The organism is Vibrio zhugei, from assembly GCF_003716875.1.
GTDB classification, from domain to species: domain Bacteria; phylum Pseudomonadota; class Gammaproteobacteria; order Enterobacterales; family Vibrionaceae; genus Vibrio; species Vibrio zhugei.
In genome coordinates, this window is record NZ_CP033078.1 from 2357843 (window position 1) to 2374280 (window position 16438).

The 16438-nt window shown below is 46.5% G+C and carries 11 protein-coding genes; 6 read left to right on the top strand and 5 right to left on the bottom strand.

The annotated features are described in order from the left end of the window. Positions 1-143: 143 nt before the first annotated feature. From EAE30_RS16075 to hrpB, 5 genes are all read right to left on the bottom strand, one after another. Positions 144-515, bottom strand: a complete 372-nt coding sequence (locus EAE30_RS16075) for a YacL family protein (RefSeq protein ID WP_123016820.1) — start codon at positions 513-515, stop codon at positions 144-146. A 130-nt stretch (positions 516-645) separates the two neighbouring features. Then, positions 646-3243: a bifunctional aconitate hydratase 2/2-methylisocitrate dehydratase gene (gene acnB / locus EAE30_RS16080; protein WP_123016821.1), complete on the bottom strand. Its 2598-nt coding sequence runs from the start codon at positions 3241-3243 to the stop codon at positions 646-648. Between the two features lie 246 nt (positions 3244-3489). Continuing rightward, complete coding sequence (locus EAE30_RS16085; RefSeq protein ID WP_123016822.1) at positions 3490-5781, bottom strand: patatin-like phospholipase family protein; 2292 nt, start codon at positions 5779-5781, stop codon at positions 3490-3492. Between the two features lie 45 nt (positions 5782-5826). After that, positions 5827-8157 (bottom strand): penicillin-binding protein 1B, encoded by a 2331-nt coding sequence (mrcB, locus tag EAE30_RS16090; protein ID WP_123016823.1) that lies wholly within the window; start codon positions 8155-8157, stop codon positions 5827-5829. Beyond that, the gene (gene hrpB, locus EAE30_RS16095) at positions 8154-10613 is read right to left on the bottom strand and encodes an ATP-dependent helicase HrpB (protein ID WP_123016824.1); all 2460 of its coding nucleotides are present in this window, start codon (positions 10611-10613) and stop codon (positions 8154-8156) included. Before hrpB ends, mrcB begins: the two co-directional genes overlap by 4 nt. A 74-nt stretch (positions 10614-10687) precedes the next feature. On the opposite strand from hrpB, the gene sfsA reads away from it, so the two are divergent. From sfsA to folK, 6 genes are all read left to right on the top strand, one after another. After that, complete coding sequence (gene sfsA, locus EAE30_RS16100; protein WP_123016825.1) at positions 10688-11446, top strand: DNA/RNA nuclease SfsA; 759 nt, start codon at positions 10688-10690, stop codon at positions 11444-11446. 123 nt (positions 11447-11569) lie between these two features. Then, positions 11570-12016 carry an RNA polymerase-binding protein DksA gene (dksA, locus tag EAE30_RS16105; RefSeq protein ID WP_123016826.1) on the top strand — a complete coding sequence of 149 codons (447 nt, stop codon included), beginning with the start codon at positions 11570-11572 and terminating at the stop codon, positions 12014-12016. Positions 12017-12136: 120 nt separating this feature from the next. Continuing rightward, on the top strand, positions 12137-13450 hold the full coding sequence (locus EAE30_RS16110; protein ID WP_123017299.1) for an IS4 family transposase: 1314 nt from the start codon (positions 12137-12139) through the stop codon (positions 13448-13450). Positions 13451-13578: 128 nt separating this feature from the next. After that, positions 13579-14448: a tRNA glutamyl-Q(34) synthetase GluQRS gene (gene gluQRS, locus EAE30_RS16115; protein ID WP_123016827.1), complete on the top strand. Its 870-nt coding sequence runs from the start codon at positions 13579-13581 to the stop codon at positions 14446-14448. Positions 14449-14561: 113 nt separating this feature from the next. Further along, a complete protein-coding gene (gene pcnB / locus EAE30_RS16120; RefSeq protein WP_123016828.1) occupies positions 14562-15929 on the top strand; it encodes a polynucleotide adenylyltransferase PcnB in 1368 nt (455 codons plus the stop codon). Then, positions 15926-16411, top strand: a complete 486-nt coding sequence (folK, locus tag EAE30_RS16125; protein WP_123016829.1) for a 2-amino-4-hydroxy-6-hydroxymethyldihydropteridine diphosphokinase — start codon at positions 15926-15928, stop codon at positions 16409-16411. Before pcnB ends, folK begins: the two co-directional genes overlap by 4 nt. The last annotated feature ends 27 nt before the right edge of the window (positions 16412-16438 follow it).

Below are 16438 nucleotides of genomic sequence, written 5' to 3' on the forward strand. Positions count from 1 at the left end.
TTATAAGTAATTGAATTTAATTTACTTTTAATTTAAAACGTTCCAAAAAAAGAAAAGCCTGCACTTTTTTAGTGCAGGCTTTCCCTAAATTAACGCGCTCGGGCTCGATAAGGGCGCTATTTGCACCCTAATGAATCACGCGACTAATAGCGCTGAATAAATTCACGCCACTGAATAATCGCTGACTCAAAATCTTCTAAACCACATTGCGCCATGCTTTCACTTTCGTACAGACTCAAGTTTGCATCTAACTCTATATCACAGCCAGAAAAATTCGTATTGTCTTGTACGGTCACTTCATAATTGCTCATAGACACCATGCGCTCCTCGCCTGTCCATACCCATTCTTTTGCTGGGTATTGGTGCGCCTGAGCAATTAACTCAAGTATGTGATCGATTTTTGTGCAATCTTGCGCCATGTTTTCTTGCAGCCAACGCGCAATGATCTGATGCTCCATCGAGCTACGAACAAAATATTCACCCAACAATGTATTTTTAGTGAACTCAAACTCCATACCATGCGCTCTCTATGCTAACTAATGGCTCTTCTAACAAGAGAGGAGCATACCGTTTTCTGGCTTTTTCAGCCATAAAAAAACCGACTGTGTGAACACAATCGGTTTTGACATACGTTGGATGGAATGGTTAAGCGGGCTCTTGGAAAATCACGGTATCCGCTTTATCCGTATACTGCCCCATTCTGTGGAAGTTCAGATAGCGATAAGTATCCGCCGCTGTCGCATCGATCTTCTTGGCATATTCCGCGTATTCTTCCGCGGTAGGGATATGCCCCAAAATGGCACCAACAGCAGATAGCTCAGCAGACGCCAAAAAGACATTGGCGCCACTTCCCAGTCGGTTCGGGAAGTTACGTGTCGAGGTAGACATCACTGTCGCCTTGTCAGCGACACGTGCTTGGTTACCCATACACAATGAACACCCTGGAGTTTCAATACGTACCCCAGAGCGGCCAAAGATACCGTAGTAGCCTTCCTCAACAAGCTGGTCTTTATCCATTTTTGTTGGAGGCGCCACCCATAAACGCGTATTCAACTGACCTTTAAAGTGTTCAAGCAGCTTACCGGTTGCGCGGAAGTGACCAATGTTGGTCATACATGAGCCGATAAAGACTTCATCAATATCGGTATTCGCCACATCAGACAACGTACGAGCATCATCAGGATCATTCGGTGCACATAAGATAGGCTCATGGATTTGATCCATATCGATTTCTAAAACATGTTTGTAGTCCGCGTTTTCATCCGCTTCCATCATGCTTGGGTTATCGAGCCATTCTTGCATCGATTTAATACGACGCTCGATAGTACGACGGTTACCATAACCTTCCGAAATCATCCATTTCAGCATCACAATATTGGATTGCAGATATTCTTCAATCGACGCTTGCGATAACTTCACAGTACATCCCGCCGCCGAACGTTCTGCTGACGCATCCGATAATTCAAACGCTTGCTCAACGGTTAAATGCTCTAAACCTTCAATTTCCAGTACGCGTCCAGAGAACTCATTGACTTTACCTGACTTTTCAACAGTCAGTAGACCTTCTTTAATACCGAAATAAGGAATGGCATGAACCAAATCTCGTAACGTAATGCCTGGTTGCATTTTACCTTTAAAGCGCACCAAGACGGATTCAGGCATATCTAATGGCATCACACCTGTCGCTGCCGCAAACGCAACCAAGCCAGAGCCGGCGGGGAATGAAATGCCTAATGGGAAACGAGTATGAGAGTCACCACCTGTCCCTACCGTATCCGGTAGCAACATACGGTTTAGCCATGAGTGAATGATACCATCCCCAGGACGCAAAGAGACGCCACCACGGTTCATGATAAAATCGGGTAATGTGTGGTGAGTTTGCACATCCACAGGTTTTGGATAAGCCGACGTATGACAGAAGGACTGCATGACCAAATCCGCCGAGAAGCCTAAACACGCTAAATCTTTAAGCTCATCACGCGTCATTGGGCCAGTAGTATCTTGTGAGCCGACTGTGGTCATTTTCGGTTCGCAATATGTGCCTGGACGCACGCCTTCGACACCACACGCTTTACCGACCATTTTTTGCGCCAGAGTAAACCCTTTGTCGCTATCAGCGACAGGGAGTGGCAATGCAAACACATCGGAGGTTTCTAACCCTAATGACTCACGCGCTTTTTCCGTTAAACCGCGACCAATGATCAGTGGAATACGGCCACCAGCGCGAACTTCGTCAAGAATGACAGAGGTTTTCAGGGTAAAAGTCGACAGCACCTCGCCACTTTCGTGATCACACACTTTTCCTTCATAAGGATAAATATCGATCACATCCCCCATGTTGAGTTTAGACACATCCAACTCAACAGGTAATGCCCCCGCATCTTCCATGGTATTGAAATAGATAGGCGCGATTTTTCCGCCAAGAACAAAACCACCAGCACGTTTGTTAGGGACATTAGGAATGTCATGGCCCATATGCCACAACACAGAGTTGGTCGCAGATTTACGTGAAGACCCGGTCCCCACCACATCCCCCACGTACGCGAGCGGATAGCCTTTCTCTTTCAACTTGTTGATTGTGGAAATAGGACCAATATTGCCTTCATCATCTGGGGTAATACCGTCGCGAGCATTCTTTAGCATAGCAAGGGCATGCAATGGAATATCAGGACGAGACCAAGCATCCGGCGCTGGAGATAAGTCATCGGTATTCGTCTCACCCGGGACTTTAAATACTGTGAGCGTAATCTTTTCGTCGAGTTTTTTCTTTTTCAGAAACCACTCCGCGTCGGCCCAAGATTGAATAATGGCTTTGGCGTGCTCATTTCCTGCTTTGGCTTTTTCTTCAACGTCATAGAACGCATCAAACATCAGTAGCGTATGTGATAATGCTTCAACCGCAATTGGAGCCAGCTTATCGTCGTCCAATAAAGCGATTAGCGGTTGAATGTTATAGCCACCTTGCATCGTACCCAATAGCTTCGCTGCTTTTTCTGGGCTAATCAGTGGTGATGAGACTTCTCCTGTCGTTAATGCAGAAAGAAAACCCGCTTTGACATAAGCGGCTTCATCAACACCCGGTGGAATGCGGTTTTCAAACAAATCTAAGATGAAGTCTTCTTCACCTTCGGGTGGGGTCTTTAGTAGATCAACAAGTGCTGCGACTTGTTCAGCATCTAAAGGTTTAGGGACAATTCCTTCAGCAGCACGCTCTTCGACGTGTTTACGATAGGCTTCAAGCACGACATTTTCCTCTCATTACGGTCAACGCTTCTCATTTGAGAGACACAGCGAAGACATCCTTGGAAACTTGGCTCTCTATTTGCCCATGTTTTCAATTCAATCGACTGAGAAACAGTGCCTTAGAGAGGCCAAACTGTGGATACAGACTAGCAAATTTAACGACATATTAAAATCTAACCAATTTGATCAACATATCAAGTTCTCACAAAATATCGTGTCATCATGGCCTCTCATCTCGAGGATCGCTTACTTAATGCTCGATCCTATGATGAGATATATAGAATCTAGATTATCTTCTGTTCGTCCATAACCAAATATTATCGGTCCGATGGGGGAATCAACACCGGCAAACACAGACCCTGCTGCATATAACGGAGCCGAACTCACATCTTCATCCGGATTAGACCATACACCACCATATTCAAGCGATGCGCCCAAATAAACTGGCGATGTAAACAAACCAAAATCATTATCAAACCAACGATAACGATAGGTTAAACTGGTAAACGCTTTATTCTGGCCGATAAGACTATTTCTAGGGATGCCAGATAAATTTAAAAATCCCCCCAGCGTTTTGGGTGCGATAGGAGTAGACGTGTTCTTACTCTTTACTTCCCCATAATCGACATTCGCCACTATGGTATGGCGATCAAAACTTTGCGCGAGAATGAGTTTAGCCGACAATTCACTCACCGTATCTGAGCTGTTCTGAATAAAGCCACGCTCAGCATTGTATATGTCATCTTTCGATAGCAAGTATTCCAAATTCAGATACGCCCCTTGGCTCGGCAACGCATAGTTATCCAACGAATCTAAACGGTAGTTTAAGAACGCGCCCGAACGTCGATATTGAGCACTGCCATATAACGGTAATGTGGAATACTCAGTCTTACCTTGGTTAAAGCGCAGACCTAATTTGAACTCGCGCCATAGTTCATGTTGATACCCCAAAGCTAACTCTTCTTGCCATTCTGAATACTTCAATGATCGATAATTCTTAGTCGCTTCCAACGAGGTATCATCAAACCCCCTCAAAGGCGCGCTGCGCTTATCGATACTGTATTGAGCTGACGCGGTATAGAACAGTTTTTGCCCTTCAAACAACGGGGAATAATATTGGGCTTCCAGTAACTTGTCGGTCCCCATATTCAAGTTCAACGTTAATTCAGCGCCCTGATCATTCATATCAGTAAAGTTCATCGACATACCGAGTGAATACTGGCTATCGGTATCAAAGTCGTCTTCAATGAATACGCGGAAGTTGGCGTAATTAGGTCCCCAAGACTTTTCCTTCACTTTAATAACGAGATTGTTATCCCCTTTCGAATTATCAAAGTGATAGCTCACTCTCTCGAACCGGTCTAACGCGTAAAGGCTTTCGACACTATCTTCTATTGTTTGTGTTGGAATCACCTGACCGGCATGCAAGTCCAAACGGTTTCGTAGTAATTTATCACTGTAATGCGATTGGTTATTTAAGGTAATACGGTCGACCTGATGCGCATCACCATATTTCAACTGACTGCGTTTACGCGCCTTGTTTTGTAAATACTCACGATATTGTTCAGTCGTTAACTCAAACGGTGCAAACTGCTCTTTATGCGCCATGACCGCTTCATAGCCTTTTTTGAAGGCTTCCGGAATTTTTTTAAAGGCGGTCGTTTCCATGTCGCCAACCGCGGGTTGTAAAAGAATATCTTTATCGGTCAGCTTTTCCGTTTGTTGCTGCGTACTGCGGCGCACTAAATAATTCGACAATTGATCTGCGACGGAGAGAAAACCAGTGAAAGAATCTTGCTTCATGTAATCAGTACTAATATCCACAGCAATAATTCGATCGGCGCCCATCGAACGCGCCACATCCACAGGCATATTATTGGTGACGCCACCATCCACCAACCAATGTCCATCGAGTTCATACGGAGGTAAAGCGCCAGGTACCGACATACTTGCCATCATGGCATCCACTAAATAGCCATGATCTAAAATATAGGGTTTGAGCTTAATAATATCGGTGGCCACTGCGCGATACGGAATGACCAACTGATCAAAGGATTTAAATGGCAGTAGATTATGGGTACTTTGCCGCAATATACGCAGCATATTTTGCCCTTGGACGACGCCTTTGGGAGCACGAATGTCGTTCCAGCTTACCCCTAAATCGGTCGTCAACTGGTATCGATCTTCATACTCTTTGTCACGAACACGACGTTCCGCACGGCTAACACGATCGCGATAGCCTTTGTACCAGTCAATGCGATTGACCAGCCCCTCAATTTGACCCGCGCTCATTCCCGTCGCATACAAGCCTGCGACATACGCGCCCATGCTGGTTCCGGTCACAATGTCCACGGGCACATGCAGATCTTCAAGCGCTTTCAACACCCCGATGTGTGCGGCACCTTTAGCGCCGCCTCCGGCAAGAACCAATGCAATTTTAGGTCGATTTTTCTCGATAGTGACCGTTGTTACCGCATTCGCTGCGAACGTTGGCGCAATAACAAGCAGTATTGACCATAGTTTATACCATTGAGTCACTCGTTCCTCACTGTCTCTTATTTTTATTATTCATGGATAAATGTCTTACCAACTGAACAGCTTTTTCAGCCAACCCGTTGAGTCATGATCACATTTTGATTGCCACTGATCCTGCTCATCCCATATCGGCAATTTAAACTGACTATCACAATCGACGACCAATTCACCATCACTGGAACGTTCAAAGCCTACGGTACGAATCCCCTCAGGCCAAGGTAAAATCAATTTCTGTGGAATACGACGCCCAAGGTAGTCGGCATACACACGCAACGCGCCACTGGCGCCGGTCAAATAGGTTGAGTGGTTATCATCACGTCCTACCCAGACTGTCGTGACCTCTCGCCCATCCACACCAACAAACCAGCTATCACGGGTATTACTGCTGGTGCCAGTTTTTCCAGCTAAAGCCGCCCATGAAAATTGATGTTGCAAATAGCGTCCCGTGCCTTCTAGAACACCACGCTTCATCGCGTAGGTCGTTAGCCATGCCGCTTGCTGCGGAACGGCTTGAGACACTTTAGGTATCGACTCGTAAAGTACATTCCCCTTCAAATCCAACACCGAACGTAACGCCGACAGTTTCGCTTTTCGGCCTGAATTAGTGATGGTTTGATACATTTGCGCGACTTGGAATGGCGTCAATGTAAACGATCCTAAAAACATCGAAGGGACCGGGCGAATTTCTTTATGAGGTACACCAAGCTTCACCAAGGTATTCACCACATTATCAATGCCTAACTGCATCCCCAGCGCGACGGTCGGCACATTCAACGATTTTGCCAATGCCAGATATAACGGTACATTGCCACGATAACTGCGTTCAAAATTACGTGGACTCCATACACTGCCCTCATCACCTTTTAAGGTGATCGGTTTGTCTTCCAAAGTGGTCGCAAGATTGTACTTATCGGGCTGAGCGAGAGCCGTTAAATACACGCCGCCTTTCGCCAGTGAGCCAATCTGTCGGCTTGCATTCAGTGCTCGGTTAAAGCCATCATACCCCACACGTTTGCCGCCAACCATAGCACGGATTTCGCCCGTTTTTCGATCCACCGCAACGGCGGCCGCTTCTAATTGATCACCGTTACGTTTTGTCAGTGTGGGAACTTTGTGGGCGATCGCTCGCTCAAGATCCACTTGAGAGACCGGATCGAGAGATGTAAACACCCGAATTCCCGTTTCCTTCTTATAAGCGTTCCCCACTTTATCACGTAATTCCCGAGACAATTGCTCAAAGTAAGCGGGCTGTCGACTGGCAATGTGTGGATGCTTTTGCACATCTAATGGGCGAGAGACCGCCTGCTCATATTGATGCGCTGACAAAATGTTGCGTTCCATCATCAATTTAAGCACCAAATCGCGGCGCTCATGAGCACGTTCTGGATAGCGAATCGGATTGTAGTAAGACGGCCCTTTCACCATCCCCACGAGCAGCGCGAGCTGATCAATACGCAATTCTTGCAATGGCTGGCCAAAATACAAGCGTGAGGCTAACCCAAAGCCGTGAACCGCTTCCCGACCATTTTGCCCCATGTACACCTCATTCATGTACGCCTGCAAAATACGGTCTTTGCTATAGCGGTAATCAATGATGAGTGCCATATAGGCCTCACGTAATTTACGCCATAATGTACGATGACTCGATAAGAAAATGTTCTTCGCTAATTGCTGAGTCAAGGTGCTCCCACCTTGCACGGTATGCCCTGCCCGCACATTGGCAATCAAGGCGCGTAAAATCGCCAGTGGCGCAACACCATCATGCTTATAGAAATTGCGGTCTTCGGTCGTCAGCAGCGCATCAACCATCAGCTCTGGAAATTGGTCACGGCGCAAGAAAAGGCGCGTTTCCGGCGTATTTTTTTCCAGCATACCTAACATCTTAGGATCCAGACGCAAGTACCCCAGTTCACCGCGCTTTTCCAATGATTTAATGTGCGTTAACCCACTATCATTAAAGGCCAACATGACATGACGAGATGGTTCTGGGCCATCAGAAAATTCAAACGGTCGGCGGATCATCTCCAGTCGTGTGGATGAGGCCGAATATTCCCCAGGGTAACGAGGATGGCGCACTTTTCGATACTTTAAAACATCCAGCTCATTACGCACTTCTTTTAAACTGATATTCATCCCAGGCTCTAAGGTGAGAATACGCGCGTATACCACGGTTGGGATCTGAAATAATTGGCCACTGAACTTTTGTTTCACGATGCTGTTTAAGTACAAACCAGCAAAAAACAATATGGCCGCCATTGCGATGGCAAATTTCCACGTAAAACCCCATAGCCATTGACGTCGTGAAGACTGAGTACGAGAGGGAGACGAAGCCAGGGTTGTGGGAGATTTCTTTTTTTTCGGAGTCGGTTTCTTAGTCATGAATTCAATTGTCGTTTAGTTTTCGTTGTGGCTACATGATGAGCAGGATCATCTGGCCATATATGCTTGGGATAACGTCCCTTCATCTCTTTTTGTACTTCGCGATACGAGCCCTGCCAAAAGCCGGCAAGGTCTCGCGTTATTTGTATGGGTCTTCGTGCTGGTGAGAGTAACTCCATTACGACCGTTTGCGTGCCCTGAGCGATGACGGGTGACGCTTGCTCCCCGAAAACTTCTTGGATACGCACCGAGAGTATCGGAGGCTGCCCTTCCTGATAGCGAATCGGATAACGATGGCCAGTCGACACGCAATGAAAAGGCGGTAACCAGTGATCAAGAGATTGACTCAATGCCCAGCCTAAACGCGCCTGTAACGCTTGATGAACAGATACGCGCTTTAACTGAGCCGCGCTGCTTATCCCCAACAAATAGGGAGCAAGCCATTCATCAAGGTCAGCCAGCAAGCCCTCATCACTCATATCAGGCCAATTTTCTTGTGGTAACCATGCAATGGCACAACGAACTCGGCTCAACCAGGTTGTCGCTTGCTCGTCCCACTCTAATACATTCAAGCCTTGGCGCGCGACATAATTAAGCAAAGCTTGCGTCATTTTTTCTTGCCCAGGCTCAGGCAAACGTTTTCTGTCAATGATCAGTTTTCCTAACCGATATTGCTCTTCCGCATACAACTTGCCACGCTGTTCATCCCAATCAACAGACTCCACCAGAGTAAATAACTCTGGATAGGTCATCGTAAGTCTCTCGATGGGCAGCCGAATCACACTGACCAGTCGTGTTACGTGTGCTAAGCGCATCACATCAAGAGCAACCAAATAGTCGGCCTCGTTAACATACTCTCGATTGGCAAGCTCAGCACCATGACCATTACTTAAAAGAAAACGCCCCTCTTGAGCCCCGCGTGCTTGCGCAATACGATCTGGAAAGGCCAAACACGCCACCACAGCCAATGACTCGGCCTCTATATCGGCCAAAACAAAGTCGCACTCGAGCAAAGCGGATAACTGCTTCGCTCTCGCCTGTACACGGGCCTGCTTGAGGTGCGCGCCATCGCGCCATCGCAGAAAACTATCACGCATATCCAAGGTGTTTTTTTCTGGCTCTTCTAAAAGTGCCGCTAATGCAATGGCGCTTCCCAATAACTCTGTACCTTGCGATTTCAGTAACATCGCGGCAATACGCGGTTCCATAGCCAACTGCTGCGCATCTTGTCCCATCGCGGTTAATTGGTTATCCGCCGTCATCAAGCCTAAGCGACGCAGTAAAGCGCGTCCGTAGTCAAATGCCGTATCAGGCGGAGGATTGATCCAGGCAAGTTCATGGGGCGTGGCGGCGCGCCATTGTGCAAGCTCAAGCGCTAAACTACTGAGATCACTTTGTAATATAGCAGGAACTGGCATGGACGGCTGTTGCTGATAGTGACTTTCACTATACAAACGCACACAAAGACCGGCCGCCAAGCGGCCTGCACGCCCGGCTCTTTGTTGAGCCGACGATTGGGCAATCGAGACTTCTTCTAAGCGAGTCATGCCAGTACGTAAATCAAAACGGGCCACTTTTTCTAAACCGCTATCGACAACCATATGAATGTCTTCAATGGTCAGAGATGTTTCCGCTATATTGGTGGCTAATACCACTTTACGCCGGGATGACGCGGCCGGAGCGATAGCCCGTTGCTGTGCTTGTAGCGACTGTTGACCGTACAAAGGACACACGTCAATGTCGCTCGATAAGCGCTCGGTGAGTAATTCTTGTAAATGACGAATCGCACCGACACCCGGTAAAAATGCTAACAAAGAGCCCGACTCTCTCTGCATCCATTGCTGAATTTGATTCGCCATCACGGCCAATAACCGTTCATTGGCTTTGACAGGGCGATAATGAACATCGACAGGAAACTGTCGACCTTGCGATTCGATATAGGTGGCATCAGGCAGCACCTGTTGAAATTCCGATTGTTCAAGCGTGGCAGACATGACAACAATTTTCAGATCATCACGAAATACGGCCTGAGATTCCAGACTAAAGGCCAGCACGGTATCCGCTGGTAGGCTGCGCTCATGAAACTCATCGAAAATCAGGCACCCGATCCCGGTCAATTCAGGGTCGTTTTGCAACAGACGCGTCATCACACCTTCCGTGACAATCTCTAACTGAGTATTGGGCCCCGTTTTTTGTTCCCCCCGCATCCGGTACCCAACACGTTCGCCAATGGTTTCATTGAGTTGCGATGCGAGGTAGTGAGCAATGTTACGAGCAGCCAAGCGACGCGGCTCCAACATAATAATTTTGCCACTGATTATCTCGCTCTCAAGCAAAGATAAAGGAAAGTGGGTGGACTTCCCCGCCCCCGGAGGCGCTTTTAAAATAATTTGAGATGACTGAGACAAGGCGGTCAACAACTTTGGCAATACGTCAATAATCGGCAACTGTGACAAGTCAAACTCCTTGTGATTAAATACCCAGACTATTGTACAGAAAAACAGTATAAATACAGCCACTGGACTCAATTATGCATTTCTCGCCCCCATTACAGCGCGCAACACTCATCCAACGTTATAAACGCTTCCTTGCCGATGTTGTCACCGAAGAGCAGCAATCACTCACCATGCATTGTGCCAACACCGGTGCTATGACGGGCTGCGCAGAGCCAGGCTCGACCGTATGGTATTCCACCTCAGACAACCCAAAACGCAAGTACCCTAACAGTTGGCAAATTACCGAGACCCTTGATGGCCATCATATTGTCGTCAATACGAGCCTAGCCAATCACTTAGTGGTGGAAGCCATTCATAATGGCGCCATTACCGAATTACAAGGCTACGATAAGTTGGCCACAGAAGTCCGCTATGGTCAGGAAAATAGTCGCATCGATATCTTATTAACCGATGAAAATCGCGCCCCTTGCTACGTAGAAGTGAAAAGTGTGACTCTTCTTGACGAAAATAATTTGGCAAACGCCCCCAAAGACGACACTATAGGCCAAGGTTTTTTCCCTGATAGCGTAACGAAGCGGGGACAAAAACATCTACGTGAACTCATGGAAGTGGCAAAAAATGGAAGCAGAGCCGTACTTTTGTATGCTGTTTTGCATTCAGGGATTGAAAAAGTCTCTCCTGCGCTCCATATAGACGCGGATTATTCACAATTATTATTAATGGCACTAGAAGCTGGTGTTGAGGTGCTTTGTTACAAAGCCATATTCTCGCAGGATGAAATCACGTTAGTTTCTCCGCTAGAATTCATGACTCGTATACCAAAAACTTGTTAATAGGTTCACACCTGCAACAAATTTGAAAATGAGTAATTGCTACTCCATCTTCTTTTTGCTATAGATACCCGCCTTAAATAATGCTGCTTATGCAGTTGACTAGGTGTTAGTAGGAGATGCTTTATGCTTGAGTCCAAAAAGAAAACGCTAGGCATCCTAGCCATTGCTGGTGTTGAGCCATACCAAGAAAAACCAGGTGAAGAGTACATGTCACCTGAACAATTAGCTCACTTTACAAAAATTCTCGAAGCTTGGCGTGACCAATTAAGAGCTGAAGTCAATCGCACCGTGCACCATATGCAGGATGAAGCGTCCAACTTCCCAGATCCTGTTGACCGTGCATCACAAGAAGAAGAATTTAGCCTAGAACTGCGTAACCGCGATCGCGAACGTCGTCTGATTAAGAAAATCGAGAAAACACTCGATAAAATTACCGAAGATGACTTTGGCTTCTGTGAGTCATGTGGGGTCGAAATTGGGGTGCGTCGTCTTGAGGCACGACCAACCGCAGATTTATGTATTGACTGTAAAACATTGGCTGAAATTAAAGAAAAGCAAATGTTAGGTTAATCACCAAAGAAAAATGGGAGCCTCAGGCTCTAATGCCGATCAGTTAAGACTAAAATGATCGGTTGAAGGATCCATCTAACGTGTCAAAATCCGAGTGTATTCATGCACTCGGATTTTTTTATGTTTTTAAGACAAGCACTTAACCAAGTACACAAATTTTCTGCTGAACAACTTTCGGGGTTATCTGACCTACTTTCCCCTGAACTCATTTCGCAATGTTTAGAAGATACCGGAATTACCACAGTTCGTAGACGAAGATTGCCTATGGAGATGATGGTATGGAGTGTCGTTGGGATGTCTTTATATCGTCACTTGTCTATGGAGAAAGTTGTGTCGAAACTGGATATCCTCCTTCCAGGTAAGAAGCCATTTGTTGCTCCAAGTGCCGTCATCCAAGCCAGACAACGGTTGGGCTCCGATGTCATGAAATCCGTTTTTACTCAAACACAGAAGATTTGGCATGATAAAACGCCTCATCCAGACTGGCATGGACTCACGCTTCATGCTGTCGACGGCGTCGTCTGGCGAACGCCAGATACGAAAGAAAACGGTGAGACATTCAGTCGGACTCGGAATCAAAAGTGCTCGTCCGAATATCCTCAAGTGCGCATGGTCTGCCACATGGAACTGACTAGTCATCTTCTAAATAGCGCTTCGTTCGATTCCACATCAACAAGTGAAGTGGACCTAACAACGGAGCTCATAGAGCAATCACCAGATAATAGCCTGACTATCTTCGATAGAGGTTTTTATGCGCTAGGGCTTTTACACCGTTGGCAGACAACAGGGACAGAAAGACATTGGCTAATTCCCATGCGTAAAGGGGCGCAATACACGACACTTCGCCAATTAGGACGTGGTCAAGAGCTGGTTGAGTTAACGCTATCCCCACAAGCGAAGAAGAAGTGGCACGATGCACCAGAAACACTCGAGGCTCGATTAATCACCAAGACGATAAAGGGGAAGGAAGTTCGGTTATTAACCTCAATGACAGATCCCTTGCGTTACCCAGGGCAAGACATAGCCGAGCTATATAGCCATCGGTGGGAAATCGAACTTGGTTATCGAGAAATGAAGCAATATATGCTGCAAAACACCCTAACCCTAAGAAGTAAAAAGCCTGAGCTAGTAGAACAAGAATTATGGGGCATGCTGCTGGCTTACAACTTACTTAGGTTCTTGATGTGCCAAATGGCTTACGATCAAAACAAGGTCATGCCTTACCAGATAGGGTTCAAACAAGCTTCGTTGTTCTTAATAGGGCAATTACAGCAACTGCCGTCAGTGGCACCGGGAAGGGTCCCGGAGGTGATGAATTACATCTTAGATATGGCTGAGAGTTTTACGCTGCCAGAAAGGAGAGAACGAAGCTATCCAAGAGCAGTAAAAAGAAGGCCCAGTCGCTATGCGACCAGGCCTTCTAAAAGATGTTAAATGCCTCTTAACTTACAAGCATTAAGCCTCAGGCTCCCATTTTTCTTATGAGAACGTACGATAGCTGCACCTCAACGCGTGTTCCGCTATAATGGGCCCTTGGTTGTCTTTATTCTCCAGTACAAGTTATGAATTACGTTGGTCGCTTTGCTCCATCTCCATCCGGTTTGCTCCACTTTGGATCGCTTATCGCTGCACTAGGCAGTTACTTTCAAGCGAAGGCAAATCAAGGGCGATGGTTAATCCGAATCGAGGACCTCGATCCTCCGCGAGAAATGCCTGGCGCATCGACGCATATTCTTCAGACTCTAGAACAATTTGGTCTTGAATGGGATGGGGAGGTCGTCTATCAAAGCCAGCGTCATGCACACTATCAAGCACAAATAGATGAATGGCTAAAAAACGGTCAAGCCTACTATTGTCAGTGCACGCGAAAACAAATTAAAGCTAATGGTGGGTTCTATTCCGGGCTCTGCCGACAACGAGCTCTCCCCCCTTCGCAGCATCATGCCATTCGCTTATTTATGCAGAATCCTGTAGAGTCGTTCTCTGATTTACATCAAGGAAACGTCAGCATTCCTAAACAGCTCGCTCACGAAGATTTTATCATTAAGCGTCGTGACGGTCTTTTTGCCTATAATCTTGCCGTCGTCATCGACGATATTGCGCAAGGGGTCACGGAAGTTGTACGTGGTGCAGATTTAATCGAACCAACAGGACGGCAGATCAGCTTGTATCACACACTGGGACAATCGCCGGTTCGTTACCTTCATCTACCCTTAGCGATGGATGACAGTGGAAAAAAGTTTTCCAAACAAAATCACGCACAACCCATTGATCCAAACAAAGCAAAATCCACATTAATGCGTGCTATGACATTTTTAGGTTTTGATTTACCAAAAAATTTTCAAAGCGGCACTATTGAGCAGATGCTTCAATGGGGCATCCATCACTGGTGCATACAACAATTACCCGCAGAGAACCACATTATCGTATGATTCTCAAATGGGCTTGACTAGGCTATTATTAGCCACTAATTCGCGCCGTTTCCGTCACAATGCATTTGAGTCAGAGACGTGAAATCCGCCCTATTAATCATTGCTGAATACAGATGAATAACAAAGATTTACAAACTCGCGAACATCGCGTTTATCCCAACTTAGCGTTGAACATAATCACACGTGAAGAACATAGCGTGTCACGCAAGTCAATCAGTGAAAATGCCCTAAAAGTGCTTTATCGATTGCATGGCGCTGGATATGAAGCATACCTAGTGGGTGGTGGTGTCCGCGATCTCCTGCTGAACGGGACCCCCAAAGATTTCGATGTGACCACCAATGCGACTCCAGAGCAAATTCGTCAGCTCTTTCGTAACTGTCGTCTTATTGGTCGTCGCTTTCGTTTAGCGCATATCATGTTTGGCCGCGATATTATCGAAGTCGCCACATTCCGCGGTCACCATGTTGAACAAGATACACCGCAGATTTCCTCTCAATCAGAGCAAGGTATGCTGCTTCGCGACAACGTCTATGGCACCAAAGACGAAGATGCAGAACGTCGCGATTTCACCATTAATGCCATGTATTACAACATTGCTGACTTCAGTATCCATGACTATGCCGGTGGCGTAGAAGATCTTGAAGATCGTCTTATTCGCTTAATTGGCGATCCTGAAACGCGCTACCGTGAAGATCCCGTGCGGATGCTGCGTGCGATTCGCTTTGCGGCGAAACTCGATTTTGATATTGAAGAAGACACCGCAGAGCCGATTGAACGCTTGGCATCATTGTTACGTGACATTCCGTCCGCACGCCTGTACGAAGAGTCGTTGAAACTGTTGCAGTCAGGTCATGGATTAGAAACGTATCACTTGATGCGTGAATACCAGTTGTTTCAACAGTTATTCCCGGTCGTTGCTGAGCACTTTACCGAAGAGCATGAAAGCCTAACCGAACAAATGTTGGATTTGTCTCTCGACTCTACCGACTTACGCATTGAAGATAACAAGCGCATCAATCCAGCGTTTATGTTTGCCGCGATGCTGTGGTATCCGATGATGGAACAAGCTCAGCAATTGATCGATGAGAACGAACTCAATCATTATGATGCCGTGATGGAAGCCAGCAACCGCATTCTTGACCGTATGGTCAAAAGCATCGCGATTCCACGTCGTCACACATCAACCATTCGAGAAATCTGGCAATTACAACTACGTCTGCCTCGCCGTAATGGTAAACGTGCCTTCCGCTTGATGGAATTAAACAAATTCCGTGCAGGCTTTGATTTCCTACAAATGCGTGGCGAAATTGAAGGGGGCGAAACGCAAGAACTGGCCAAATGGTGGGATCATTTTCAATCATCAGGACGCACAGTGCGTGACAGCATGGTGAACGACCTTGGTAAAGGCAAATCCAACAAGAGCCGTCCTCGTCGTCGTAAAACACCGCATAAAAAGAAAAAGAGTAAAACCGATTCATGATCACTGTATACATTGCTATCGGCAGTAACTTAAATCATCCCGTACAACAAACTCAACACGCGATTGAAGCATTAAAAACTCTGCCTCAGTCGCAGTTTATGCAGGCCTCTTCCCTGTACAGTAGTACCCCAATGGGCCCACAAGATCAGCCGAATTACATCAACGCCGTTGTGGAAATCAAAACCGATTTATCACCGCTTGAATTGTTAAATTGTACTCAGTCTATTGAGTTGGAACATGGCCGAGTACGTAAAGATGAACGGTGGGGCCCACGAACTCTGGATCTAGATATTATTCTCTATGGACAGCAGACGATCGACAATGAACGGTTAACCGTTCCGCATTATGGAATGAAACAAAGGGAGTTTGTTCTCTATCCACTGGCTGAAATTGCCCCTGAATTACAACTTCCTGATGGCGTCTCACTCCAATCTGTACTAGCAACAGTACCGCGTAATGGTTTGAGTATTTGGCGTGACTAATTTCGCCAACGAGTAAGGATCAAACAT